Genomic DNA, 25,547 nt, shown 5'->3' with positions numbered 1-25,547 from the left:
CCCCCGTCAGGAGTCCCGATGCACCGACGTCGACGCGGCTCAGCGATCCTCGCCCTCGGCCTGATTGCCAGCCTGCTCGTCCCCAGCACCGTGACGGCTCCCCCGGCCGTCGCCGCCCCGTCCGGCGGCAAGAAGGTCATCGTCCAGCTCTTCGAGTGGAACTGGCCGTCGGTGGCCAGCGAGTGCCAGAGCACCCTCGGGCCGAAGGGCTACGGCTACGTCCAGGTCTCGCCCCCGCAGGAACATGTGCGGGGCAACCAGTGGTGGCTGGCGTACCAGCCGGTCAGCTACCGGATCGAGTCCCGCAAGGGCACCCGGGCCCAGTTCCAGTCGATGGTGAACACCTGCCACGCGGCCGGGGTCAAGGTGCTCGTCGACGCGGTCATCAACCACATGTCCGGCCAGGACGCCGGCGGCACCGGGTGGGCCGGCTCGTCGTACTCGCACTACGACTACCCGGGCATCTACCAGACGCAGGACTTCCACCACTGCGGCCGCAACGGCGGCGACGACATCGCCAACTACAACGACCGGTACGAGGTGCAGAACTGCGAGCTGGTCAACCTCTCGGACCTGAAGACCGAATCGGACTACGTCCGTACGAAGATCGCCGCGTACCTCAACGACCTGCTCTCCCTCGGCGTGGACGGGTTCCGGCTGGACGCCAGCAAGCACATGCCGGCGGCCGACATCGCCGCGATCAGGGGCAAGCTCTCCCGCTCCGCGTACATCGTGCAGGAGGTCATCCACGGCGCCGGTGAGCCGATCCAGCCGACCGAGTACACCGGCAACGGTGACGTGCACGAGTTCCGCTACGGCAAGGACCTCGCCCGGGTGTTCCGCTCGGAGCGGCTGGCGTACCTGCGCAACTTCGGCGAGGGCTGGGGGCACCTGCCCAGCGGGCCGTCCTCGGTGTTCGTGGACAACCACGACACCCAGCGCGACGCCGGCGGGGTGCTCACGTACCGGGACCGCGGGATCTACGCCCTTGCGAACGCCTTCATGCTGGCCTGGCCGTACGGCTCGCCGACCGTCATGTCCAGCTACACCTTCAGCAACCGGGACGCCGGCCCGCCCTCGGACGGCGCGAACAGGACGTTGAACACCACCTGCTACTCGGGCTGGGAGTGCGAGCACCGCTGGCCGGTGATCGCCAACATGGTCGGCTTCCGCAACGCCACCGAGGGCGCCGGCGTGGCCAACTGGTACGACAACGGCAACAACCACATCGCGTTCAGCCGCAGCGGCAAGGGCTTCATCACGGTCAACGACGAGGACTCCGCGGTGAACGGGCGCTCGTACTACACGGGGCTGCCCGCCGGCCGGTACTGCGACGTCATCCACGGCACGTACGCGGGCGGCACGTGCAGCGGCCCGGTGATCACGGTGGACGGTAACGGATGGTTCGCCGCCAACGTGCCCGCGCACGACGCCGTGGCCATCCACATCGGCGCTCGCGTCTGAGCCGCCGGGGCCCCCGGGCCGGAATCGCCGAACCGGGGGCCCCGAACCGCATCCCGTCGTAGAGTGCTTTGGTGCCGTTTGACCGAATGACCCCGTCCCGTCGCCGGGGCGGCTGGGTGGCCGCCGCCGTCGCCGTCGCCGCGCTGCTGATCGCCGCGCTGCTGGTCGGCCAGGCCCTCACCCCGCGCTCGGCGACCACCGACCGACCTGTTGCGGCGGCGGCCGATCCGACGCCGAGCAGCATCGAGCAGAGCCCCGAGGAGTCGGTGCCACCGGCCGCTCCCGCCCCGGACGGGCTACCGGTCGTCGACTACGACCCCGCTCCCAAGGGGTTCCCCGCCGACCCGGCCACCATGGACACCACACCCCTGACCGAGGGCGTGCACCCGACCCGGCGGATCGCCGCGTACGACGCACCCGGCGGGCGTCCTCTGGCCTTCCTCGAACCGACGCTCGCCGGTGTCGAGCTGACCGTGCCGATCGCCGAGCGGCGGGCCGGCTGGACGGCCGTCCTGCTCCCGTCGGCCAACCGGCGGCTCGCCTGGCTGCCGTCCGGCGGGTTCGACACCGTGGCGCTGCGCGACCAGATCGTGGTGGAGCGCAAGGTGCACCGGCTCACCTGGTACCGGGCCGGCAAGGCGGTGCGCTCCTGGCAGACCAGCCTGGGCCAGTCGGGGCAGGAGACCCCACTCGGGCGGACCTTCATCCTGGGTCGCACCCCGCCGCCGCAGGACGTCTACGGCGGGGTGGACATCTACGCCCTCGGCTCGGTGCCCGACGACCCCTCAGCGGTGCCGGCCAGTCTGCGCGGCGCGCACATCGGCGTGCACACCTGGTACAACGACGACGAGCTGGGCGAGAACACCACGAACGGCTGCATCCGGATCACCCGCAGCGGCCAGCGCGAACTGCTCGCCGAGGTCCGCCCCGGCAGCAGCCTGGTGGTGGTCGACCAACTGCCCACCCCGCCGCCGACGGCCTGAGCGGCGTCCGTCACCCGCCGAGCAGCCAGCCGTTCTGCTCGGCGATGCGGACCGCCTCGGCCCGGTTGCGGGCGCCGGTCTTGCCGATCGCCGCCGAGAGGTGGTTACGCACAGTCCCCTCGGACAGGTGCAACACCCCCGCCAGGTCGGCGACCGCGCCACCGCCCCGGGCCGCCCGGAGCACCTCGGTCTCCCGCTCGGTCAACGGGCTGGCCCCGGTGGCCAGGGTCTCCGCGGCCAGTGTCGGATCCACCACCCGCAGGCCGGCGTGCACCCGGCGGACCGCCTCGGCGAGCTGCCGTGCCGGCGTGTCCTTGACCACGAAGCCGTTCGCACCGGCCTCCATCGCCCGGCGCAGGTAACCGGGTCGACCGAAGGTGGTCACCACCAGCACCCGGCAGGTCGGCAGCGCGGTCCGCAGCGCGGCGGCGGCGGCGATCCCGTCCAGGCCGGGCATCTCCACGTCCAGCAGGGCCACGTCGGGAGCGGTCCGGCGGGCCTCGGGCACCACCTCGTCGCCCCGGCCGACCTCGGCCACCACGGTGAGATCCGGCTCCAGCGACAGCAGCGCCGCCAGCGCGCCACGGACCAGCGCCTGGTCATCGGCGAGCAGCAGCCGGATCGGCCCGGACGGACCGGCGGCGGAGCCGCTCACCGGGCGTCCACAGGCGCGTGCACCCGCAGCAGGAAGCCGCTTCCGTCCGCCCGACGACCCACGGAGACCGCGGCGTCCAGCCGCCGCGCCCGTTCCCGCAGGCCGACGAGCCCGTGCCCACTGCCGTCGGGGGTGGACGGACCCCGGCCGTCGTCGCTCACCTCGACCCGGTCCGGGTGCACCCGGATCGCGCAGCACCGTGCCCCGCTGTGTCGGACCACGTTGGTCACCCCTTCCCGCACCGCCCACCCGAACAACCGGTCCCGCTCGGCCGGCAGCGCCGGCACGTCGGCCGGCAGGTCCGCCGCGATTCCCGCCGCGGCCAGCGCGGAGCGGGCGCCGGCCAGTTCCCCGGCGAGGGTCACCTCGCGGTACGCCCCGACCGTCTGCCGCACGTCCGCCAGCGCCGCCCGGGCCAATCCCTCCACGTCGGCGATCTCGGCGGCGGCCCGGTCCCGGTCCACCTCGATCAGCCGGCCCGCCAACTCGGCCTTGATCGCCACCACGGTCAGCGAGTGCCCGAGGATGTCGTGCAGGTCGCGGGCGGCTCGGGCCCGCTCCTCGGCGACCGCGAGCCGGTGGATCTCCTGCTGGGCGGCCTGGAGCTCACTGTTGCGTTGAGCCAGCCGAGACACCCCGAACATGGCGAACGAGGCGAGCAGCACCGCGAAGACGATGGTGCTCTCCGCCTCCCAACCCGGCACCAGCCGGGACGCCAGGACCGGGGTCACGGCGCAGAGCACCACGGTGGCCAACGCCTCCCGGAACGGCAGCAGGAACACCGCCGCGGCGGCCACGTAGACCAGGGTGGCCAGCCAGTCCCCGCCGGTGCCCGGGATGCTGGCCACACCCACCGCGAGCAGCAGCAGCAACCCCGTCCACGCCCGGGGCACCGGGATCGGCAGCAGCGACTGGCGCAGTCGGCGGGCCCACTGGAACAGCAGCACGTACCCGAGGCCGAAGACGATCAGCGCGGCCACGCCGACGACCCGCCGCCACGGCTGTGGCTGGTGCAGCGCCGTGGCGAGCGGCACGTTGAGGAAGAAGAGCCATACCGCGGCCAGCAGCCAGCCGGTGAACCGCCAGTGGCGGTTCACCGGCCGGGCCTGCCCCGTCGAAAGATCCATCGGGTCCACGCTAACGGTCGGGGCGGTCAGACCCGAGCGGTGTCCCGGCGGAACAGCCGGGCCGCGCCGACACCGAAGACCAGGGCCCAGAAGGCGACGTTGGCCACCGCGGCCATGCTCACGCCCGCACCGGTCAGCGGGGCGCGGGACAGTTCGCCCACGCCGTACACCGGGGTGAACTTCGCGACCTGCTGGAGCACGTCCGGCAGCACCTCGAGCGGGACGAAGAGCCCGCCGAACATGGCCAGCACGGCCAGGATCGGGCCGATGAACTGCATGACGTTCTCGGCCGGCACCAGATAGCCGACGAAGAGGCCGAACGCGGCGAAGACCAGCGAGCCGAGCCAGGCCGCGAGCCCGGCCAGCAGCCAGACGTACGCCGGGACGCGGACGCCGGCGGCCGCGCCCACGAGGAACTCGACGACGACCGCGAGCAGGCCGAGGGCCATCGCGGTGATCAGCTTGGTGGCCACGTACGCGGTCGGACGCAGCGGGGTGAGCCGCAGCTGCCGGCTCCAACCCAGCGCCCGCTCGGTGGCCACCGCGCCGCCGGCGCTGGTGGTCGCCACCATGGCCGCGTAGACGGCCAGGCTGATCATGACGTACGCCGTCACCGGACGGCCGTTGTCCAGCGTCTGCCCGCCCTGCGGCAGGCCGAAGATGAGGAAGAAGAAACCCGGCATGATCAGCGTGAACGCGAGCGTACGGCGGTTGCGCAGCACCCTGCGCAGCTCGATGCGCAGCACGGCCGGGGCGAACCCGCCGAGGGCGGGCAGCCGGCGGTCCGGTTCGTCGGGCCGGTCGGTACGGGTGGCGGCGGGGGTGGCCGGCAGGGTGGTCATCTCAGGCTCCGGTGTGCTCGGTGGTCAGGGCGAGGAAGGCGTCCTCGAGGTTGCGGGAGGTGATCTCCACGTCCCGGGCCGTGGTCCGCGTGAGCAGGTGTCGGGCGATCGCGTCCGAGTCGCCGGTGCGCACGAGCACGCTGTCGCCGCGTACCTCGACGGCGTCCACGCCGGGCAGCGCGGCGAGCGCGGCCTGGTCGGCGCCGGGCAGGGTGGCCCGGACGGTGCGGCCGGCGGCCAGGTTCTTGATCTCCGCGGTGGTGCCGTCGGCGACGACCCGCCCCTGCCGGACCAGCACGATCCGGTCGGCGTACGCGTCCGCCTCGTCCAGGTAGTGGGTGGCGAAGATGACGGTCCGGCCGGCGCGGGCGTCCCGGCGCAGCGCCTGCCAGAAGTCCCGTCGACCCTCGACGTCCATGCCGGTGGTCGGCTCGTCGAGCACCATCAGGTCCGGGTCGGGCAGCAGGGCCAGCGCGAAGCGCAGCCGCTGCTGCTGGCCACCGGAGCAGCGCCCGACCACCCGGTCGGCGATGTCGGCGATCCCGGCCCGCTCCAGCACCTCGGCCGTCGGGCGGGTGTGCCGGTAGAAGTGTCCGGTCATCTGGACGGTCTCACCGACGGTGAGGTCCTTGAGCAGCCCGCCGGTCTGGAGCACGGCGGCGACCCGGCCCCGGGCCACCGCGTCGTCCGGGGTGCCGCCGAGGAGGCGGACCGTGCCCGCGTCCGGGCGGGCCAGCCCGAGCAGCATGTCGATGGTGGTGGTCTTGCCCGCGCCGTTGGGGCCGAGGAACGCCACCACCTCGCCGGGCTGCACCCGCAGGCTCAGCCCGTCGACCGCGGTGACGGCGCCGAAGGTCTTGGTGAGGCCGTCGAGTTCGACGGCCGGGTGCGTACTGGTCATGTCACTCATGCTCCGGCGGCGCGGGGGCCGGTACCCGGAGCGGTCGTCACGTTCCGGCCGTGACATTTGTCAGGGGCCGTCCCGGCGGCTGTTGACGCCGCCCCCGGCCGCGGTGAGCACGGCGGGCCTGGCCGATACGGGGCGTGACGCCCGCGCGAGCGGGCACCGCGACGAGCGTGATGACTCAGAGGCATAACTATGCCTCTGAGTCATCACGGTCACCAGGACGTCCGCCACCGCACGCCGACCCGCCGGCTCCCAGCCGGTCCCGAAAGACGGCACCGCCCAGAAGGCCGCTACCAGGCTCAGAACGGCGAGCCCGGGCAGCGGCGGCCGTTATCGCCGGTCCGGACGGCGGAGGATTTCCGCGCACGGCAGTGGGTAACCGCCGGGCCGGACGCCGCGACAGGGGGAACGCGATGGGTGCCACGCCGCAGGGCCAGGTCGACACGGTCGTGCTGATCCACGGCCTCTGGATGACCCCGCGCAGCTGGGAGGGGTGGGCGCAGCGGTACGCCGCCCGGGGCCTGCGGGTGCTCACGCCCGCCTGGCCCGGGATGGACCGGGAGGTCGAGCGGTTGCGCGACGACCCCGCCCCGATCGCCGAGCAGAGCCTCGCCGGGATCGTCAAGCACTACGACGGACTCATCCGGACGCTGCCCCGACCGCCGATCATCATGGGGCACTCGTTCGGCGGCCTGATCACCCAGATCCTGGTCGACCGGGGCCTCGGCGCGGCGGCGGTGGGAGTGCACTCCGCGCAGGTGAAGGGTGTGCTCAAGGTGCCCCTGAGTCAGCTGCGCTCCGGCTTCCCGATCCTGCGCAGCCCCGCGAACCGGCACAAGGCCGTCCCGTTCACCCCGGACGACTTCGCCTACACGTTCGGCAACGCGATGAGCCGTGAAGACTCCGACCGGGCCTGGCAGCGCTACGCCGTCCCCGGCGCGGGGCGGGTGTACTTCGAAGGCGCGTTCGCCAACGTCGACCCGCGCTCACCCGCCCGCGTCGACACCGGACGCGACGACCGCGCCCCGCTGCTGCTGATGGCCGGCGAGGTCGACCACGTGGTGCCGCCGTCGGTGGTCCGCTCCAACGCCACGCTCTACCAGAAGTCCCGGGCGCTCACGGCGTACCAGGAGTTCCCCGGCCGGTCACACTTCACGGTCGGACAGGACGGCTGGGAGCCGATCGCCGACTACGCGCTGGACTGGGCGCTGCGCGCGGCGGCGCTGCCCCGCGAGGCGACCATCGCCAGCGAGACTCCGCGCCGCTGAGCTTCCGCGCTGTCGGTGCCCTGTCGGGCGCATGGGCGGGCCGAGCGGGGGTAACGGGCAGGGATGAGGGCGAGCTTCCGGCTTGGCCGGATCGCGGGTGTGCCGGTCGGCGTCAACTGGAGTGTTCTGGTCATCTTCGCGCTGATCGCCTGGGGGCTGGCCGCCAACCAGTTCCCCCGGTCCTACCCCGACCGGTCCCCGGTGGCGTACACCCTCGCCGGTCTGGCCGCGGCGGTGGTCTTCTTCGTCGGTCTGCTGGCCCACGAGGTGTCCCACGCGATCGTCGCCAAACGCAACGGGCTGGAGGTCGGGGGCATCACGCTCTGGCTGTTCGGCGGGGTGGCCGAGCTGAAGGGCGAGCCCCGCGACCCGGGTGCGGAGCTGCGGATCTCCGGCGTCGGCCCGCTGGTCAGCCTGCTGCTCGGGGCCTTCTTCGGCGTCATCGCCGCGCTGCTCGCGCTGGCCGGGCAGGGTGGCCTGCTGCTCGGGGTGATGGCCTGGCTGGCCGGCATCAACGTGCTGCTGGCGGTCTTCAACGTGCTGCCGGCCGCACCGCTGGACGGCGGGCGGCTGCTGCGCGCGGCCGTCTGGAAGGCCACCGGGGACCGCACCCGGGCGTCGGTGGTCGCCGCGCGTGCGGGCTGGGTGCTCGGCGCGCTGCTCATCGGTCTCGGGCTGTGGCAGTTCCTGTCCGGGGTGGGCTTCGGCGGGCTCTGGCTGGCGCTGATCGGCTGGTTCCTGATCGGGGCCGCCGGCATGGAGGAACGGCAGGCCCGCACCGGCAGCGCGCTGCGCGGAATCCGGGTCGGCGAGGTCATGACCCCGCAGCCGCAGACCGCCTCGGCGGAGATGACCGTCGCCGACTTCGTCGACCACTACCTGTTCGCGTACCGGCATTCGGCGCTGCCGCTCACCGAGGACGGCCGGCCGACCGGCCTGGTCACCCTGGACCGGGTGCGGGGCGTACCGGCCGACCGGCGGGCGTCGACCACGCTGGCCGAGGTTGCCTGCCGGGCCGACCAACTGGTCCTCGCACAGCCTGGGGAGGAGCTCAACGACCTGCTCCCCCGCCTCAGTGAGTGCGCCGACGGACGGGCCCTCGTGGTCACCGACGGCCGGCTGGTCGGCATCGTCTCACCCAGCGACATCAGCCGCGCCGTCCAACGCGGCACCCTGCGCACCAACCAACCCACCCCCGCCGCACCCCGCTGAGCACGCCGGGCAGGCGCCGGGGCGTCAGCGGGGGAAGTAGGTGTCCAGTTCGTCGGTGCGGAACTTGCCGGTCGGGTCCAAGCGGGCCAGCAGGGCGGCGAAGTCCGCGTACCGGGGATAGCTGGCGGCGAGCGCGGCCGGATCGGTCGTGAAGACCTTGCCCCAGTGCGGACGCGGCGCGAAGGGCGCCAGCCGTTCCTCCACCGCCGCCAGCACGGGGGCCACCGCCACCGGATCGCCGATCCAGGTGAAGTGCACGGCGAGGCTGTCCCGGTGGTAGTTCGGGCTGAGCCACAGCTCGTCGGCCGCCACCGTCCGCAGCTCGCACACCTGGAGCACCGGGGCGATCAGGTGCGCCACGTCGTCCAGGGCGGCGAGAGCCTCGGCCGCCGCCGCGCGCGGCAGGTGGTACTCGGACTGGAGCTCGTCGCCGCTGCTCGGGGTGAAGCCGAGCTTGAAGTGCGGCAGCCGCTCGTGCCACGGGCCCGCCACACCGAGCTGCTCGGTGCAGTTCTCCGCCGGCATCCCGAGCACCGGATGGCGCGGCTCGTCGGCCTCGGTGGTGCCGAGCCAGTCCGCCGGGGGCGGCGGCTGGTCCGTTCGCTGCTTGCGCCACACCTCACGCAGTCGCGGCGCGCGCCAGTCGGTGAACACGCTGACGCTGTACGCCGAGCCGAGCGCCTCGTCCAGCGCCTCCCGGGGCAGGTCGAGCCGTACGTACTGGCGCAGCTCGAAGGTCGGCGCCACGTCCAGGGTGACCCGGGTGACCAGGCCGAGCGCGCCGAGGCCCACCACCATCCCGGCCAACGTGTCCCCGTCGGTGTCCCGGTCGACGCGCAGCAGGTCGCCGTCGGCGGTGACCAGCTCCAGGGCGGCGACCGAGGTGGCCAGGTTGCCGTGGGTCTGACCGGAGCCGTGGGTGGCGGTGGCCACCGCCCCGGCCACCGAGATGTGCGGCAGCGAGGCGAGGTTGGGCAGCGCGTACCCCTGGGCGTGCAGCCGCTGGGTGACGTCGCCGTAGCGCAGCGCGCCGGTGACGGTGACCCGTGCGCGCTCGGCGTCCACGTCGATCGCCGCGGGCAACCCGGCCAGGCTGACCAGGTCGCCGTCCGTGTCGCCGAACCGGTTGAAGGAGTGCCCGGTGCCCACCGCCCGGATCCGGGAGCTGCCCGCGACCAGCCGGCGCAGCTCGTCCATGCCGGTGGGCCGGTGGAACGCCCGCGCGGCGTAGCGCACGTTGCCGGCCCAGTTACGTCGCGGTACGTCGGCCGGAGCGGCCGGCGCCCCGCCGTGTTCCGGTGCGATCACGGTGCGGTCTCCCGATCGGTGGATGAGTGGTCGGCCAACGCGGCGACGAGAGCGTCCAGCACCGTGTCGGCCTGGAGCCGGCTGTAGCCGCGCTGGGCGATCAGCAGGCCGGCGGCGCGGGATCGTTCGATCTCCGCCCGGGCCGCCTGCCGGGTCGGCGCGTCGCCGGACACCAGGGCGTCCTGGCCCCGGCGGATCAACTGGTCGACCTGGTCCATCCGGTAGCCGCGCAGGCCGGTGGGGAGGTCGGGGTCCGCGAAGGCGGCGCGGCGCAGCGCGGGCAGGTCCACGAACCGGCCGCCGGCGTACGTGGTGAGCGCGGCGGACACCTGCTCCGGTTGCTCCCGGACCTGGTCGAGGACGAGCAACTCGATGGCGGGCCGGCCGTCGACGGGATGGCGGGCGGTCACCCGTGGCCCGACCGTCACACCCGGCACGGGCACCAGCAGCAGCCGCGGCGGCACCGGGCGGCCGTCGCGCCGGGGTGGCTCGTCCAGGACCAGCGTGTCGACCTCGGCCCACGGGATCGACCGGCGCAGGCCCGGTCGCCGGATGGTCAGCCCGTCCGCGCCGATCCCGAACCGGAACGGTCGCAACGCGCTGAACAGCGCCACGACGCCGAGCGCGACGGCTCCCGCCGCGATGATCGTCCGTAGCAGGGCGTCGTCGCGGGGCAGGGCCAGCAACACCACCCCACCGAGTACGCAGACCAGGGCGAGCACCAGTGCCCCCCGACTCCGGCGCAGTTCCACGCTCGGACCCCCGTTCATGACCGTGGCGTCGGTCCCAGCATCGTCCGACAGTCGGGGGGCCACGGACACCGGACGATCGGGCACGGTTGTTCTCGCCATCGTCGGGGAACCCTACGCCCATGAGCAGCTACCGTGATCCGGCCCTGCGGGGCGACGTGTTCCCCTCCGAGGAGGAGCTGGACCCGACCGGCAGCGGGTTCGAGCCGGCCAGCGCCCCGCCGGACGCCTCGTCGGCGAGCCATCCGGCGCCCACGCCCGGGCCCCGCCCGACACCCGCACCCGCGCCCGCACCGACGCCGGTGCCGACCCCCGGGCCGCCGCCGCGCGTCCCCGGCGTCGCGCCGCAGTCGATCGTGACCCGCCATCTGGACGGTTCGGTGGAGGTCGCCACCGACCTCGACGGCGACGGCGTCGCGGACATCGTCCAGGTCGACCTGAACGGCGACGGGGTCGCGGACGTCACCTATGTGGACAGCGATCGGGACGGCCGGCTGGACACCGTGCTGAGCGATCCGGGCATGGTCGGGACCGGCGGCGGGGCCCGCCGAGGGGCCTGAGCGGGCTCAGAGCTTCGCCATCACCTCGCTGGCGACCAGTTCCAGGTGCTCCAGGTCGCTGAGGTCCAGCACCTGAAGGTAGATCCGCTGACTGCCGATCTCCGCGTACCGGCCGATGGTGTCGAGGACCTCGGCGGGCGTGCCGGCCACGCCGTTGGCCCGCAGCTCGTCCGGGTCGCGCCCGATAGCGGCGGCCCGGCGGGCCACCTCGGCGTCGTCCCGGCCACAGCAGAGCACCAGGGCGTTGGACCAGACCAGCTCGGCCGGGTCCCGCCCGATCTCGGCGCACGCCGCGCGGACCCGGTCGAACTGCGCCGCCGTGTCGGCCGTCGAGGCGAACGGCAGGTTGAACTCGTCGGCGTAACGGGCGGCCAACCGGGGGGTGCGCTTCGGGCCCATTCCGCCGAGCAGGATCGGTGGGCGGGGTTGCTGCACCGGCTTCGGCATGGCGGGCGAGTCACTGACCGGGTAGTAGCGGCCGGCGTGGTCGAACCGCTGCCCCGTCGGCGTGGCCCAGAGCCCGGTGATGATCTCGAGCTGCTCCTCCAGCCGGTCGAACCGCTCGCCCAGCGCGGGGAACGGGATGCCGTACGCGGTGTGCTCGTCGGCGTACCAGCCGGTGCCGATGCCCAGCTCCACCCGGCCGCCGCTCATCTGGTCGACCTGCGCCACGGTGATCGCCAAAGGACCGGGCAGCCGGAAGGTGGCGGCCGTCATCAGGGTGCCGAGCCGGATCCGGCTGGTGTCCCGGGCCAGGCCGGCAAGGGTGGTCCAGGCGTCGGTGGGGCCCGGCTCACCGCTCACCGCGCCCATCATCAGGTAGTGGTCGGACCGGAAGAAGGCACCGTAGCCGGCGTCCTCGGCGCAGCGGGCCACGGCGAGCAACTGGTCGTAGCTGGCGCCCTGCTGGGGTTCGGTGAAGATCCGCAATTCCATGCTCCGAGCATAGGAAGCCGGACCCGCTGCCGCTTTGATACCGCGGGGCCTGGTCATATGCTTTGACAGTCATATGAACCCTGCGGCATATTGGAGCTGTGTCCGTCGACGCCTTCACCGTCCTCGCCGAGCCCACCCGGCGCCGGATCCTCGACCAGCTCCGCGACGCGGAGCGCAGCGTCGGCGAGCTGGTGGACAGCCTCGGGGTCAGCCAGCCGGCCGTCTCGAAGCACCTGCGGGTGCTCCGCGAGGCCGGCTTCGTCTCCTGCCGGATCGCCGCTCGACGACGCATCTACCGCCTCGACCCGGGCCCGCTGCGGGCGGTCGACGGTTGGCTGGACCCGTACCGCCGGCTGTGGAACCGGCACCTGGACGCCCTGGAACGACACCTCGACAGTCAGGAGCAGTGAATGGACCGCAACGCCTTCCGCCCGAGCCCACCCGGCGAGGTGCGCGCCGAGCCCGCAGACGGCGTCGCCACGCTGGTCTTCGTCCGCGATCTGCGGCACCCGCCGGCCGCCGTCTGGGCGGCGCTGACCGACCCGGCACGGCTCGCCGAGTGGGCGCCCTTCCTCGCCGACCGGGACCTCGGCTCTCCCGGCGCCGCCGTGCTCACCATGGTCGACGGCGAAACCGCCATCCCGGCCTCGGCGACGGTCCGTCTGGCCGAGCCGCCGCACCTGCTCGAGTACATCTGGGGCGACGACCTGCTGCGCTGGGAGCTGAGCCCGCTGGACAGCGGCACCCGACTCACCCTGCGGCACACCGTCGCCGACCCGGGCGTGCTGCCGATGGTCGCGGCCGGCTGGCACCTCTGCCTCGACGTGGCCGACCGGCTGCTCGACGGCGACCCGGTCGGCCCGATCCGGGGGGCCGAGGCCCTCGACTTCGGCTGGTCCGAGCTGCGCGACACGTACGCCGACCGGCTCGGCGAGGGCTGACCCGCCGCGGCGGTGAAGCCCCACACCGAGCCGGCACCGAACCCCGGCGCGGTCAGACGTACGGCCGGGTGGCGTACGCGGTCCGCAGCGCGGCCAACCCGGCCGCCTTCGGCGACAGGGTGCCCCACCCGGAGTTGAAGTAGTTGGTCCGGACGATCCGGGGCCCACGCTCGGCGTTGAGCTTGGCCACGGCCGCCGGAACGGTGGCGATCCAGGCCGGTTGGTTCGGGATCTCAGCCGACCGCACTCCCCACTCCGCGATGATCACGGGCCGGGACAACGCGACCGGGCCGAGGTCCGCCACCGCCCAGTCCTTCGTGCGGCGGAACCGGGACAGCGCGGTGTCGTTGGCGTTGGTGGCGTAGGCGTTCCACTGGAGGAAGTCCAGCCGGGACATCAGCGCCTCCGGATGGGTGCGCTGGAAGCAGGCGCGGTCGAAGCCACCGAGCCCGATCGAGAAGGTGGTGCCGGCGGGCAGCGTCCGCGCCTTGAACCAGGTGAGGATGTAGTTCATCGCCTGCACCGCCCGCGCGTCCGACTCGGCCCAGGTGTACGCCTTGCTGTCCTCCGTCGTGCCGAACTCGTGGTCCGTGTCCAACTCCGAGGCGAGCTGGATGTTCACCCCGAAACCTAGCGTCCGGTACTGCGCCAGGGCGCGGTGGAACAACCCGTCGCACTGGCCCCGGAGCACCTGGCCGTACCCGTACGCCTTCGGCCAGGTGGTGCCGGGGCGCTGCTGGATGGTCATCGACGGCCCCGGCACGGTGTAGCTGGTGCCGTCCACGGTGAAACTCTGCGGCCCGGCGTTCGGGGCGCCGTAGTGCTTCAGTTCCAGGACCATGTTCATCTGCACCCCGGCCTTGCCCAGGTTGACCAGCCAGGGCCGGTTGTAACCGGGAAAGGTGTAGCCGTCGGCGAAGCTGCGGTACTGGGTGAGCGAGCGGAAGTTGCCGCCGGCCATGTCGGCGGTCGGGTCGGCCCCGCCGGACAGGTAGTAGCCACCGAGCACCGGCTGGCTCAGCGCGTAGTTGGCGGTGGCGGTCGCGGTGTGTCCGGCGGCGTCACGGACCTGGACGGTGACCCGGGGCATCACGCCACCGCCCGGTACACGGCGACCGAACCGTTGTCGGAGACCCGGGTCCAGGTACGTCCCGAGTCGTCGGTGACGGTCAGGGTGAGCGGGTCGATGACCGCGGTGACCTTGACGGGAGCGCTGCTGTTCCCCTGCGCGTCGGTCACCACGATGGTGACGGTCAGCGGCTTGGTGTCGGTGTCGGAGTAGGTGACGGTCAGCAGCATCTGGTCGCCCGGTGAGTAGACGGATGCGCTCAGGGCTGCGATCGCGGTGGGAGCGGCCATGTCGGGGCCCTCTCTCTGCTTCGGCTGCCGGACCGGCACGCGGATGAGCGATGCCGGACCGGGCGTGGTCCACGGTGCGAAAGGCCGGCGGGCACGGATAGGGCGGCGCGGCCGGTGGACGGCGTCGCCAGGCTGCCGGAGGTAGACGACCTTGTCCCGATGGGCGATGGCACCGCTGCGGGCGCCCGGAGCGGTGCGGGCGGCGCGGTGTGGACGATGCTGTCCCGACCGGGCCGGAGGAATGGGATGTGGCCCGCCATCCGTCCGCCTCGCCACCTGCCCCAACAGTGCTCTACCAGGGGCTTTACCGTCTTGTCCGGTTTGCGACAGCCCTCCGGACGTTCCCTTCCGACGGACCGGCCGTGACCAGGCGGTTGTCCGCCGCGTCGGCGCGACGTGCTCGTGGTTCACGCGACACTTCCATATGCTTGGATGCCAACTCGGCTGGATTGTGCGGGTTTTTGCTGCGGATACCATGCGGTCGTCTCCGTCAGGCGCGACCGGAAAAGGTGCCGAGTGCTCAGGACGGCGAGAAGAGTCACCACGACGATGACCATCTGGCGTCAGGGCCTCTGGCGGTACCGCCTGACCACCGCTGGCGTCGGCTTGGCGGCTCTGAGTGTGGCAACAGCCGTGCGCAACCCACCGCTGGCACTCAGCGTCGCGGCGGCCACCGCCGGCGCGCTCGTCTCGGCGTTGGAGATCCGCAGCAACCGCCGACGGGCCCGGCAGTTCCGTTTCCACCCGCGCGACGGCGACGACTACCGGGACATCACCGAGCTTGCCGCCGGCCCTCAGCGAGTGCTGGAGAACGCCCACAGCACCGGCATCGTCGGCATCGCCGAGAGCGCCCGGCTGCGCCATCTGCGGATCCGCTGCGAAGTGACGCCGACGAGCTACCTGCTCGGTCGCGACCTCCGACGCTGGTCGTTCGACTTCCTGGCCCGGCACGCCCGCACTGCGGCCATGCACAACGCCTTAGTGCTGGGCCTCGCCGCCGATCTGCCAACCGGCACCGACGACCGGGTGGTCACGCTCCGGCCCGCGCAGTACTTCGACTTCTTCTGCAGCAACCTGCTTGCCGCGTACGACGTCTATGAGGCCGGCAGAAACACCCTGGCGATGCGCGGACGAGACCTTCTCCTCGACCATCGCCGCCGGTTGCGGGGGTTCGCCGACAGCCGGCTCGCCAACGTCGTGGGAGTCTCCACCCTGGCGTTCACCATCGACGGGCGACTGCTGCTCGTCGCGCAGACTCGGGACAACGTGGGCAGCCCAGGCCTCATCGCCCCATCCGGCTCCGGCTCTCTGGAACCGCAGGACGCGTCGGCGACGCCAAACGCGCCGAGCCTGCAGGAAGTCGTCATCGGCGGGGCGCTCCGGGAGTTGCGCGAGGAGTGTCACCTCGAACCGAACGAGATCGCCGAGAGCACCGTCCTCGGTTTCGGCCGATGGATGAGCCGCGGTGGCATTCCCGAATTCTGCACGGTGACACTGCTCAAGGTCACCGCCGAGCAGGTGCTGCGCCGGACCGTCCGGTGGGCCGAACGGCCGTACGTCGGTGAGGTGCTGGCGGTCCACGTGCCACCCAGCTCCGAGTGGGACCCGGACGCACCACTGACCCTGTTGCCGGCCGAGAACCGGCACAGCGCCTCCTGGCCGCTGGCCTTCAGCCTCTCCTGCCTCACCGACTGCATGACCGACGAGACGTGGCCACAGCGCGCCGCCATCGCGGCGATCGTCGACCAGTGACGATCCACCCGACCGCGCTCCACGCCACGGTCACCAACTCCCCCGCTGGCTCGTCGACACCGAGCAGGTGTTCCAGGTCATCCTCGCCGAGCAAGAGCCGAGGGCCGTGCCGCTGTACGGGATGACCAGGCCGCTGGGTCACGTTACGTCGCTGCTACCGATGCCGACCGCCGGGCGGGCCGACTAGCGTTTCGGCGGTCAACATCACCTTTGGAAAGCATGTGACGTGCGCAAACTGACGTACTACATCGCCACCAGCCTGGACGGGTTCATCGCCGGCCCGGACGGCGAGTCCGACTCCTTCGCGTTCGAGGGGGACCTGGCCGCCGCCATCCTGGCCGACTACCCCGAGACGCTGCCCACCCACGCGCGGGAGCCGCTCGGGATCGCCACGGCGGCGAACACCACGTTCGACACGGTCCTCATGGGCCGCGCGACCTACGAACCGGCCCTGGCCGTCGGCGTCACGAGCCCGTACGCCCACCTGCGGCAGTACGTGTTCTCCCGGACGCTCGACCAGCGCGACCCGTCGGTGGAGATCGTCGCCGACGAGCCGGCGGAGTTCGTCCGCGCGCTCAAGCGCCAGGACGGGATGGGCATCTGGCTCTGTGGTGGGGCGACGCTCGCCGGCCAACTCATCGGCGAGATCGACGAACTGGTCATCAAGCGGTACCCCGTCGTCCTCGGCTCCGGCATTCCCCTGTTCCGGGCGCCCTTCGCCGTGGCGAGCTTCGCACTGCGCGACACGAGGGTCTTCAACACCGGCACCACCATCTCCACCTATGCCAAGCACTGAAAGAGGACCGATGCTGTTCCGCGCCACCACCGAGGCCGACCTCGACCGCGTCACCGGCTTTCCCGTCGACGATCCGGTCAGCGCGATCGACGCCGACCGCTACCTCGACGAGCTGGGCCAGGGCATGTACCGGCCGGAGTGGACCTGGATCGCCGAGGACGAGCAGCGGGTGGTCGGCCGCGCGCTGTGGTGGGGGCAGGCCTCCAGCGCGCACCCGATCGCCCTGGACTGCCTGCACGTCGAGGCGTCGGTCGCCGACCGTACGGGAGTCGCGGCCGGCCTGCTCGCCGCGGGCCTCGCGGCGTTCGCGCGGGACGGCGCGCCGAAGCCGCCGCTGTACAACCTGACCCTGCCCAACGGCTGGCGGGACGACGAGTCCGTTGCGGCGGCGGTGGCCTGGCGGCGGGACGCGGCGCTCGCGGTCGGGCTGACCGACGAGGTGGAGCGGCTACGGCTGGAGTGGACGCCCGAGGTTGGGGTGCCGGCCACCAGCGGCCGGCTCGTCTTCTCCGAGGGCTCCGACGAGGAGTTCCTCGACGTGTTCCGCCGGATCGCGGTGGGCAGCCTGGACAGGGAGACCCGCCGGAACCTGGCGATCAAGAGCCCGGAGGCCACCGCCCGGGAGGAGATGGACTTCTACCTGGACTGCCCCGGCGAGCGGGCGTGGTGGCGGCTGGCCCGCACGGCCGATGGGACGCTCGTCGGGCTGGCGATTCCGTCCGCGACGCCGTACAACCGCAACGTCGGCTACCTGGGCGTCGTGCCCGAGCTGCGCGGGCGTCGGTACATCGACGACGTGCTCGCCGAGATCACCCGGTTCCACGCCGAGCAGGGCGCCGAGCTGATCACGGCCACCACCGACACGACGAACGTGCCGATGGCCGCGGCGTTCGCGCGCGCCGGTTACCGGACCGCGCAGATCCGGCTGCTCTACTCCGCGCCGGAGTCATGACGAGAGCACCGAGGCGAGGTCGGTGCGGGAGGTGACACCGAGCTTGGGGAACGCCCGGTAGAGGTGGTGCCCCACCGTGCGGGGGCTCAGGAACAGTTGTGTGGCGATCTCCCGGTTGGTCGCGCCCGCCGCAGCCAACCGGACCACCTCGCGTTCCTGGGGGCTCAGCCGGCTGAGCGGACCACCCAGGGACGGCTCCGCCACCTCACCGCTGGCCCGCAGCTCCGCACCGGCCCGCCGGGCCCAGGGCTCGGCGCCGAGAGTCGCGAAGGTGTCGAGGGCGTCCCGCAGGTGGCCGCGCGCTTCGAGTTTCCGGCGCGCGCGGCGCAGCCACTCTCCGTAGAGCAGCCCGGTGCGGGCCCGGTCGATGGCGCTGCCGTCGCGGTGCAGCCGCACGGCCGAGGCGAAGTGCTGCTCCGCCTCGGCGTCCGGCGTGGTCAGGGCACGACAGCGGCGGGCCAGCGCGGCGAGCGCCGGACGGCCGGTCGCTCCCGCCCACTCGTGGAGCAGGCGCGCCGGTTCGGCGGCCCGCTCGGGTCGGCCGGCGCGTACGGCCGCTTCGACGAGATCGGGCAGCAGGAACGCGCCGAACAAGCGGTGACCCGAGGCCACCCGGGCCGCCTCGAACCGTCGCAGCGCCACGTCGGCGCGGCCGAGGCCGAGGTCGAGCAGGCCCAGCGCCCACAGCGCGTCCGCCGTTGCCCGGCCGACGCCACGCGGCTGCGTGTACGCCATCGCGTCCCGCGCCAGCCGCTCGGTCTGCTCCTCCTCGCCCCGCACGGCGGCCAGGACGGCCAGGACGGCGCGTAGGTGCGCGGCCCGGTGGCTCAGGTCGTACCCCTCTGCCAGCCGGAGCCCCTCCGCGGCGTGTGCGGACGCGTCGTCGAGCCGCCCGAGGGTCAGCTCCACCCGGGCGAGCAGGTGCAGTGCGGTGGGCAGCCACCCACCCATGCCGTTGTCCCGGCAGTGCTCGACCGCCTCGGCGGCGATCTCGTACGCGGCATCGTCATCGGCGCTGAGGTGGCAGTAGATTCCGGTCATCAGCCGGTCCATGAACCCCGCGTCGGTTCGACCGCGCGCCGCCACGAGCGGTCGGAGCGCGCGCAGGGCGCCGGGCACGTCGTCGGTGAGCAGGCGGGCCGGCACGGCCAGCACCGGCTCCGTCGGTGCCCGGTCCGCGACCGCCTCGATCAGCTCCGCGTTTCCGGAGGAGAAGGCGGCGTGCAGGGCGTCCACCAGCAGCGCGGGCAGTTTGTCCGGCCGCCGGGCACCGATCTGGTCGGCGCAGTCGAGCAGCATCCGGCCGGCGACGTCGGGGCTGCCGTACCCCAGCTCCACCACCGCCCGGACCCGCGCGAGGTCCGCGGCCAGGCCCGGGTCCTGCGGCGCCACCTCGACCATCGCCGCGAGCCGGCCGCCCCGCTCGTCCTGGCCCGCGTCGGCCGCGGCCTGTGCGGCGGCGACGAACCGGCGGGCCCGGCCTTCCGGTTCGGCCGTGAGCTGGGCCGCCCGCTCGTACGCCGCGGACGCCGACGCGAGCGCCTGCCGTCCGCCCGCCCAGATCGCGACCCGCTCCAACTCGTCGGCGATACGCTCGTCCGGCCCGGTCGCCGCGGCGGCCAACTGCCAGGCGCGCCGATGCGCGTGCTCGGGTGCGACGAGCATCGCCGCCAGCGCGCGGTGGGCGGCGACGCGATCGGCGTACGGGCTGCCCTGGTACGCCGCGTACCGGATCAGCGGATGCCGGAAGCGCAGCGCGTCGCCGGTCAGCACGATGAGGTCGGCGCGCTCGGCCGGCGCCAGGTCACCGACCGTCGCCCCCGCGGCCCGCAGGATCAGGTCGAGTGTTCCGGTGTCGTCCGCGGCGGCCGTCAGCAGCAGCGTCCGGGTGGCCTCGGGGAGCCGACGGATCTGTTCCAGGAAGGCGTCCTGCACCCGGTTCGACGGTGCGGACAGCGTCAACGGGCTGAGCTGACCGGCACGCTGCGTCGGGGTCAACGCGGCGGAGAGTTCGCGCAGCGCGAGCGGGTTGCCCTGCGCCTCGTCCATGATCCGCTGGCGCACGTACGGCGACAGGTCCGCGACCAGCGCCGCGGCGGCCTCCGGGTCGAGTCCCGCGAGGTGCAGCGCGGGCAGCCCGCCGATCCCGGCCACGCCCGCGGCGTCCCGGGCCGCGAAGATGAGCACGACCCCCTCGACCTGCAAGCGGCGGGCGGCGAACGCCAGGGCGTCCACCGATGCGCGGTCGAGCCACTGCACGTCGTCCACCAGGCAGAGCAGCGTTCCCTCGCCGGCGGCCTCGGACAGCATGCTGAGCACCGCCAGACCGATGACGAACCGGTCGCGCACGGTGTCGTCGGTGAGCCCGAAGACCGCGCGCAGGGCCCGCGCCTGCGGGCCGGGTAGCTGGTCGACGAGGTCCAGGACCGGCAGGAGCAACTGGTGCAGGCCGGCGAAGGCCAGCTCGGTCTCCGATTCCAGGCCGTCGATTCGCAGCACCCGCATGGCGGACGCCTGAGCGGCGGCGTAGTCCAGCAGTGCCGTCTTGCCGATGCCGGCGTCACCGTGGATCAGCAGAACGCTGCTCGCGCCGTCCCGGGCGTCCGCCAGCATCCGGTCGATCCGGTCGCGCTCCGTCGCCCGGCCCCGCACCACGTACCCCCGTCGTCACCGCCCCCGCCGGCCGCCGTTCCATCGTCGGCAAGCGATGAAGCCGCAGGTCAGGCACCTCGAAGAGGCACCTGAATCTAGCTCAGCAATCGGCCGACACTGAACGGACCCCGGCTTGGCCGGTACGGCGGTGCTACTCGGACGCGACGCCCCGGACGGCCCAGGCCCGCGCGGTGAGCCGGATCGAGCCGTCCGGTTTTACCGGCAACCGGGCGGCCAACAGCTCCCGCAGCGCGGCCCGGCCCGGTTCGGCCAGCGTCGTCACGTACGTCGGAGCGGCGCCCTGCCCGCCGAGGAACGGCGTCCAGTAGTCGGCCAGGTCGGCGAAGACCGTGGGCACCTCGACCGGCCGGACCGACACCTCCCCCAGCCCGGCGTCCACCCACAGCACCCGGAGGGCATCGGGCTGACACACCGTGAAGCGGCGCCCCTCGTCCAGCTCCGCCGCGACCGGGTCGAGCTCCGCGGCGGCCGCCCAGAAGTGACGCATCATCGCCATGCCGTCGGCGTAGTCCCACACGTACGCGGCCACCACACCCGCCGGCCGGACCACCCGGGCGAACTCGGCCACCGCCCGCGCCGGCTCGGGGACGAAGTTGAGCGCCAATCCGCTGACCACCACGTCCACGGCCCGGTCCGGCAACGGCAGCGCGCGGGCGTCCCCGGCGTGGAAGGTCGCCCGGGCATCAACGACACGGGTACGCGCACCAGCGAGGAACCCCTCCGACCGGTCCACTGCGGTCACCCGGCCAGGAGCCCCGTCCGCGAGAATCGTCGAGGTCAGCGCACCCGTGCCGCAGCCCACGTCCAGCCAGTGCCGGCCGGGTGGCACGTCCAACGCGCGCAGGAAGTCGGCCGCGACCAGGCGGCTCCACCGACCCACGTACGCCTCGTACGCGTCGCCGTCCGCCCACACCGGGTGCGCCATGCCGGAACGATACGACGGTTTCCGTCGCTCGGTGACCCGCCGACGCGTCGGTGGATCAGGTGGCCAGGCGCTCAGTCGAGATGCTCGCCGGGGGCCGTCTGAAGCAGCCAGGCCAGCGGCATCCGCGCCCGTTCCTCGTAGCCGCCACCCGCGCTCAGCCGGTGCAGGGTGACCGTGTGCGCGGTGTCCCGGTCCACCACCCAGTACTGCGGGATTCCGGCCGAGGCGTACTCGCGGACCTTGGTCACCGAATCCATCGCGTCGGAGCCCGGTGACACGATCTCCACCACGAGTACGACGTCTGCCACCGCAGCCCAGACGCTGCGGGTGGGCGGCTTGCGCCAGACAGTGAGATCGGGGATCCGGCCACCGTCGCCGTCCGGGCCGGAGATCCGTACAGCGGCCGCCTGGAGCACCTGGTCGGCGGGCCAGCCCGCCATGACCAACCAAGCGGAGAGCCGACTGGCGATCATGGCGTGTTCCGAGTCGGGCGGCGGCATGACCGACAGGACCGCCTCGGAGCTCGTCTCATAACGGTGGCCGTTCGGGTCGGCGGCGTTCATCGCCGCCACGTCGTCGAGCGTCACGACGGCGGGCATGTGCATGCCGACGGCCTCAGCGCTCATGCCCCTCATCCTAATCGACCAGGAGCCTCGACCTCGGTGGTGCGACGCGGCCCGGTGTGATGTCCACCTGGGGACGCGCGATCACGGTCGCGCTCCGGACGGCCGTACGCCAGCCCGGCGTCGACCTAGTCCCTCTCCTGGATCCTGGCCAGCTCCGCGGCGAACTCGGCGTCGGTGAGCGCGCCGCGTTGGTGTTGCCGGGTCAGCGCGTGGATGTCGCGCCGCTTGTCGGCGCTCGCCCCGCCGGGGGCCGTACGGGTCCGGGGGACGCCGGCGGTGGGGATCGTCGACCGGGCACCGGGGGGCTGGACTGGTCGTTCGGTGACCGGCGCCTGCCCCTGGCGCTGCGCCTCGCGAAGGTGTGTCCGCAGCGTCGTTAGGATCTCGTCGTAGTGTTCCGGCCAGGTGGCCAGCCGGCCCAGCTCGGGCCGGAACGTGAACGGCCGGAAGAGGTCGCCGCGCTGCAGCGGTGTCTGTATCGAGACGCCGTCGGTCCGTTCGATGACGATCGCCGACCGGCCCATGTCGAGACCCGCGAAGGTGGCGACGCCACTGTGGATGTCCGCGACCGACGCCCAGGGCACCGTGGTCGTCCGCAGCAGGGATCGGGACCGGACGCCGGCATCGCTGACGTAGACCCCGAGCATGGCCTGCCGTGCCGTGACGGCGGTGACAACGGCGAGCCACATCCCGAAGAGGATCGCCAACGGCGTCGGCATCTGCTCGTGCATGGGCGTGATCACGAAGAGCGTGGCGAAGCCAACCACCCCGAGCAGCCCCAGTACCGCGAAGCCGGTCGCCGCGTCGAGTGCGTACGGCCGTTGCCATCTGCGCATGCCGCCATGGTGACCGGCGGCGTCCACCGCGACACCCGGGAAGATCGACGAGGTGGACGCGGGGCAGCACCACGCCGAACACGCCACGCGGGGCCACAGGCCGAAACGCCCGTGACCCCGCGCGGGGAACTACCTAGAGACGCGCCGCGCCAGCCGCGACGGCCTCCTGCGTGGCCGACGCCCGGCGAGCCTCGGCCCGCTGCTCTCCGGCGTCCTCCCGGTCGGCGACGGCCGCCCGGGCCATCCGGGACGTGCCCGCAGCCGCCTGGTCACCGGTCACGCCGCCGCGGATCCGGTTGTTGTCGGCCACCTGGGCGACCGGGTTGTTGGAGGTCAGGGTCAACCTGCCGTCGATGATGTTGTCGTCGACGGTGACGCCGCCGGTGGTGTTCGTGACGCTGACGTCCCGGCCCCAGTAGCCCCCGGAGGCGCAACTGTCGAGGGTGCCGTTCGGGCCGAGCTGGACAGCGCCCAGGTTGCCCGCGAAGGTCGCCAGGCCGCGGACCGCGCTGCCGCACACGACGCTGCCGGTGGCGCTGTTCAGCACGGACAGCGTGCCGTCGACGAACGAGTCGTGCACGTCGGTGTAGTACGTGCCGGTGGTGCTGAGGTTGCGCTCCACCTGGGTGCCGCGGTCGAGCCGGACCTCACCGGCGCCGGCGTTGACGGTCCCGACGATCGTGGACTGCTCGACGAACAGGAAACTGTCGATGGTCGCGGCGCCCTTCGGCCGCACGGTCACGTTGCCGGTCTGGGCGTCTCGCAGGAAGGCGCCGTAGCCGCCGGCGGCCAGCACCACCTGACCGGCGATCGTCGTGTCGGTGGCGTCCAGGTAGCCGTCCGCGGCGACGCGTACCTCGCCGCTGACGGTGCCACCGGTGACCACCAGGTTGCCGCCGGCGGCGACGGTGACGTTGCCGGTGATCGTGGTGCCGGTCAGGGCGCAGGACTCACCGGCCGGCACGTACAGGTCGTTGGGCACCGTCACCGCACCGCCGGTGCCGATGCAGTGGGTGACCAGGTCGGCGTGCGCGCTGGGCGCCACCGCCAGCACCGAGGCGGTGATGACGGCGCTCACGGTGGCCAGCTTGGCGACGGTACGTCTGGGCATCGCTGTACTCCCTGTCGATGAGGTTCGGTGACTCATGCGCCGACGTCCGATCGGGCTGCGGCCCGGACGATGGCACCCTGCTGCCGCAGGGTGAGGGTGCCGCCGGCCACCAGGGTCGCGGTGACCGCTTCGACGTGCCGGACGAAGTCGGCGTGCCCGGGGTAGGCGGCGTCTTCGTCGATCAGGTCGTTGATGGTGCAGCCGTTGCCGGTGTCGACGTTGGCGACGCCGGTGTCGTCACCGTCGATGACCACCCTGGCCCGGGTGTCCGAGTCGGGGCAGGCGTCGGTGCCGTCCGCCACCACCGTGAACGTGGTCGACTGCTCCGCGGCGGCGTTCCCGGCGACGTCCGTCGCCCGGTAGCGCAGGGTGTGCGCCCCGGTGGCACGAACGGAGACGGGATTGGCGTACGCGGTCCAGGCGCCCGTGTCGAGCGCGTACTCGACGGAGGCGACACCTGAGTCGTCGTCGGTCGCCGTGATGGTCACGGTCGCACCGCCCACGTACGCGCCGTCGTCGTTCTGCTCGCCGGTGACCGTGGCGGACACCGTGGGCGGGGTGGTGTCCTCGGCCTGCGGCTCGACCACGGTGAAGTGGGCCATCTGCTCGGCCGACGTGTTCCCGGCGACGTCGGTCGCCCGGTAGTGCAGCATGTGCATGCCGACGTCGTCGACCACGATCGGTTCGGAGTACGCGGTGAAGGCGGCCCCGTCCAACGAGTACTCGATCGTGGCGACGCCGGACTGCGCGTCGGTGGCGGCCAACGTGGCGGTGGCCGTACCGATGTAGTTGCCGTCGCCGTCCTGATCGCCGGCAAGGTCGGCCGTCACCACCGGTGGGGTGGTGTCCTCCTGGCTCGGCTCGACGATCCGGAACGACACCGAGCCGACCTCGCTGGTGTTGCCGGCCTGGTCGGTGGCACGGAACTGCACCGAGTGGTCGCCGATCGCGGTGACCGGCACGGGCTGTGTGTACGGCAGGAAGCTGGTGTCGTCGATCTGGTACTCGACGGTTTCCACGCCCGATCCGGCGTCGGTGGCCGTGACGGTCACCGTGGCCGTACCGACGTAGTTGCCGTCCTGGTCGCGGTCGCCGGCCACGGTGGCGGAGACTGCCGGCGGTGTGGTGTCGTCGCCTCCACCGCCGTCGGTGACCACCAGCTCGCCGACCATCTGGCTGTGGCCGGGGATGGAGCAGAAGTAGCGGTACCTGCCCGGCGTCAGGGTCACCGTCGCCTGGTGACGTCCGTTGTTCACGTCGAACGGGTTGGCCAGGATGTTCAGCGTGACGTCGTGGTTGTAGCCGTCGGTGGTGGTGTCGAAGGTCAGCGTGTGCGGCATCCCGGTGGTGTTGCCGGTGGCCGCGCTGTTCTCCCAGATGATCGTGGTCGCACCGGCGACCGCCGTGGTGGGCGCGGACTTGTAGCGGGTGATGTCGTCGTCGGCGGTCCAGGTCAGCACCTGGTCCGCGACGCTCGGGGCGGCGGAGGCGGGCGCGCCGGCAAACGGGCTCACCGTGAGCAGGAGCGCCGCCAGCGCAGCCGTCAGTCGTCGGATCATGGATTC

The 25,547-nt window shown here is 72.8% G+C and carries 25 protein-coding genes; 10 read left to right on the top strand and 15 right to left on the bottom strand.

The features are described from left to right. A partial coding sequence (locus EAD89_RS18600; RefSeq protein ID WP_233578809.1) for an alpha-amylase family protein occupies positions 1 to 1,464 on the top strand: 1,464 nt, incomplete at its 5' end. 71 nt (positions 1,465 to 1,535) lie between these two features. Then, positions 1,536 to 2,447, top strand: coding sequence for a L,D-transpeptidase (locus EAD89_RS18595; protein WP_121653488.1), 912 nt, complete (start codon positions 1,536 to 1,538; stop codon positions 2,445 to 2,447). A 10-nt stretch (positions 2,448 to 2,457) separates the two neighbouring features. Here EAD89_RS18595 and EAD89_RS18590 read toward each other — a convergent pair whose 3' ends face one another. Genes EAD89_RS18590 through EAD89_RS18575 form a run of 4 tightly spaced genes read right to left on the bottom strand, consistent with a single transcriptional unit; the run spans position 2,458 to position 5,972 of the window. Beyond that, entirely contained in the window at positions 2,458 to 3,102 is a 645-nt protein-coding gene (locus tag EAD89_RS18590) for a response regulator transcription factor (protein WP_233578807.1), read from the bottom strand. Then, a complete protein-coding gene (locus EAD89_RS18585; RefSeq protein WP_121676622.1) occupies positions 3,099 to 4,229 on the bottom strand; it encodes a sensor histidine kinase in 1,131 nt (376 codons plus the stop codon). The genes EAD89_RS18590 and EAD89_RS18585 overlap by 4 nt, the downstream gene beginning before the upstream one ends. A 26-nt stretch (positions 4,230 to 4,255) precedes the next feature. Next, positions 4,256 to 5,071, bottom strand: a complete 816-nt coding sequence (locus EAD89_RS18580; protein ID WP_121676621.1) for an ABC transporter permease — start codon at positions 5,069 to 5,071, stop codon at positions 4,256 to 4,258. A 1-nt stretch (position 5,072) separates the two neighbouring features. Continuing rightward, positions 5,073 to 5,972, bottom strand: a complete 900-nt coding sequence (locus tag EAD89_RS18575) for an ABC transporter ATP-binding protein (protein ID WP_121653506.1) — start codon at positions 5,970 to 5,972, stop codon at positions 5,073 to 5,075. 419 nt (positions 5,973 to 6,391) lie between these two features. Between EAD89_RS18575 and EAD89_RS18570 the strand changes: the two genes are divergently transcribed. Then, positions 6,392 to 7,246: an alpha/beta hydrolase gene (locus EAD89_RS18570; protein ID WP_121653491.1), complete on the top strand. Its 855-nt coding sequence runs from the start codon at positions 6,392 to 6,394 to the stop codon at positions 7,244 to 7,246. Positions 7,247 to 7,309: 63 nt separating this feature from the next. Next, positions 7,310 to 8,458, top strand: a complete 1,149-nt coding sequence (locus EAD89_RS18565; RefSeq protein WP_121676620.1) for a site-2 protease family protein — start codon at positions 7,310 to 7,312, stop codon at positions 8,456 to 8,458. Between the two features lie 24 nt (positions 8,459 to 8,482). Here EAD89_RS18565 and EAD89_RS18560 read toward each other — a convergent pair whose 3' ends face one another. Then, positions 8,483 to 9,766 carry an FAD-binding protein gene (locus EAD89_RS18560; protein ID WP_233578805.1) on the bottom strand — a complete coding sequence of 428 codons (1,284 nt, stop codon included), beginning with the start codon at positions 9,764 to 9,766 and terminating at the stop codon, positions 8,483 to 8,485. Next, positions 9,763 to 10,518: a hypothetical protein gene (locus EAD89_RS30510; protein ID WP_158610755.1), complete on the bottom strand. Its 756-nt coding sequence runs from the start codon at positions 10,516 to 10,518 to the stop codon at positions 9,763 to 9,765. The genes EAD89_RS18560 and EAD89_RS30510 overlap by 4 nt, the downstream gene beginning before the upstream one ends. Before the next feature lie 119 nt (positions 10,519 to 10,637). Between EAD89_RS30510 and EAD89_RS18550 the strand changes: the two genes are divergently transcribed. Continuing rightward, on the top strand, positions 10,638 to 11,075 hold the full coding sequence (locus EAD89_RS18550; RefSeq protein WP_121653494.1) for a hypothetical protein: 438 nt from the start codon (positions 10,638 to 10,640) through the stop codon (positions 11,073 to 11,075). Positions 11,076 to 11,081: 6 nt separating this feature from the next. Here the strand turns inward: EAD89_RS18550 and EAD89_RS18545 are convergent, their stop codons facing one another. Next, positions 11,082 to 12,011 carry an LLM class F420-dependent oxidoreductase gene (locus tag EAD89_RS18545; protein ID WP_121676619.1) on the bottom strand — a complete coding sequence of 310 codons (930 nt, stop codon included), beginning with the start codon at positions 12,009 to 12,011 and terminating at the stop codon, positions 11,082 to 11,084. Between the two features lie 98 nt (positions 12,012 to 12,109). Here EAD89_RS18545 and EAD89_RS18540 point away from each other — a divergent pair, with 98 nt between their 5' ends. Then, positions 12,110 to 12,421, top strand: coding sequence for a helix-turn-helix transcriptional regulator (locus EAD89_RS18540; protein WP_121653496.1), 312 nt, complete (start codon positions 12,110 to 12,112; stop codon positions 12,419 to 12,421). Continuing rightward, positions 12,422 to 12,952 carry an SRPBCC family protein gene (locus EAD89_RS18535; protein WP_121676618.1) on the top strand — a complete coding sequence of 177 codons (531 nt, stop codon included), beginning with the start codon at positions 12,422 to 12,424 and terminating at the stop codon, positions 12,950 to 12,952. Between the two features lie 52 nt (positions 12,953 to 13,004). On the opposite strand, the gene EAD89_RS18530 is transcribed toward EAD89_RS18535, so the two are convergent. Then, positions 13,005 to 14,042: a hypothetical protein gene (locus EAD89_RS18530; protein WP_121676617.1), complete on the bottom strand. Its 1,038-nt coding sequence runs from the start codon at positions 14,040 to 14,042 to the stop codon at positions 13,005 to 13,007. After that, positions 14,042 to 14,311, bottom strand: a complete 270-nt coding sequence (locus EAD89_RS18525; RefSeq protein ID WP_121653499.1) for a hypothetical protein — start codon at positions 14,309 to 14,311, stop codon at positions 14,042 to 14,044. Before EAD89_RS18525 ends, EAD89_RS18530 begins: the two co-directional genes overlap by 1 nt. Before the next feature lie 633 nt (positions 14,312 to 14,944). On the opposite strand from EAD89_RS18525, the gene EAD89_RS18520 reads away from it, so the two are divergent. The 3 genes from EAD89_RS18520 to EAD89_RS18510 all read left to right on the top strand — a co-directional run bounded on the left by EAD89_RS18520 (position 14,945) and on the right by EAD89_RS18510 (position 17,811). Beyond that, complete coding sequence (locus tag EAD89_RS18520; RefSeq protein ID WP_147458831.1) at positions 14,945 to 16,063, top strand: hypothetical protein; 1,119 nt, start codon at positions 14,945 to 14,947, stop codon at positions 16,061 to 16,063. 226 nt (positions 16,064 to 16,289) lie between these two features. Beyond that, the gene (locus EAD89_RS18515; protein WP_121676615.1) at positions 16,290 to 16,859 is read left to right on the top strand and encodes a dihydrofolate reductase family protein; all 570 of its coding nucleotides are present in this window, start codon (positions 16,290 to 16,292) and stop codon (positions 16,857 to 16,859) included. A 10-nt stretch (positions 16,860 to 16,869) separates the two neighbouring features. Then, complete coding sequence (locus tag EAD89_RS18510) at positions 16,870 to 17,811, top strand: GNAT family N-acetyltransferase (RefSeq protein ID WP_121676614.1); 942 nt, start codon at positions 16,870 to 16,872, stop codon at positions 17,809 to 17,811. Here EAD89_RS18510 and EAD89_RS18505 read toward each other — a convergent pair. The 6 genes from EAD89_RS18505 to EAD89_RS18480 all read right to left on the bottom strand — a co-directional run bounded on the left by EAD89_RS18505 (position 17,806) and on the right by EAD89_RS18480 (position 25,541). Beyond that, complete coding sequence (locus EAD89_RS18505) at positions 17,806 to 20,463, bottom strand: LuxR C-terminal-related transcriptional regulator (protein WP_199733553.1); 2,658 nt, start codon at positions 20,461 to 20,463, stop codon at positions 17,806 to 17,808. The genes EAD89_RS18510 and EAD89_RS18505 overlap by 6 nt on opposite strands. Positions 20,464 to 20,614: 151 nt before the next feature. Then, positions 20,615 to 21,409 (bottom strand): class I SAM-dependent methyltransferase, encoded by a 795-nt coding sequence (locus tag EAD89_RS18500; protein ID WP_121676612.1) that lies wholly within the window; start codon positions 21,407 to 21,409, stop codon positions 20,615 to 20,617. A 71-nt stretch (positions 21,410 to 21,480) separates the two neighbouring features. Next, a complete protein-coding gene (locus EAD89_RS18495) occupies positions 21,481 to 22,035 on the bottom strand; it encodes a Uma2 family endonuclease (protein WP_121676611.1) in 555 nt (184 codons plus the stop codon). Positions 22,036 to 22,160: 125 nt separating this feature from the next. Further along, positions 22,161 to 22,871 carry a PH domain-containing protein gene (locus tag EAD89_RS18490; protein ID WP_121676625.1) on the bottom strand — a complete coding sequence of 237 codons (711 nt, stop codon included), beginning with the start codon at positions 22,869 to 22,871 and terminating at the stop codon, positions 22,161 to 22,163. Between the two features lie 133 nt (positions 22,872 to 23,004). Then, entirely contained in the window at positions 23,005 to 23,982 is a 978-nt protein-coding gene (locus tag EAD89_RS18485; protein ID WP_121676610.1) for a hypothetical protein, read from the bottom strand. 32 nt (positions 23,983 to 24,014) lie between these two features. Continuing rightward, entirely contained in the window at positions 24,015 to 25,541 is a 1,527-nt protein-coding gene (locus tag EAD89_RS18480) for a plastocyanin/azurin family copper-binding protein (RefSeq protein ID WP_121676609.1), read from the bottom strand. Positions 25,542 to 25,547: the final 6 nt, after the last annotated feature.

The sequence above is a fragment of the Micromonospora sp. BL4 genome (assembly GCF_003667505.1).
Taxonomy (GTDB): domain Bacteria; phylum Actinomycetota; class Actinomycetes; order Mycobacteriales; family Micromonosporaceae; genus Micromonospora.
Note: the sequence above shows the minus strand (reverse complement) of the source record. Positions and strands in the feature narration are given on the sequence as shown.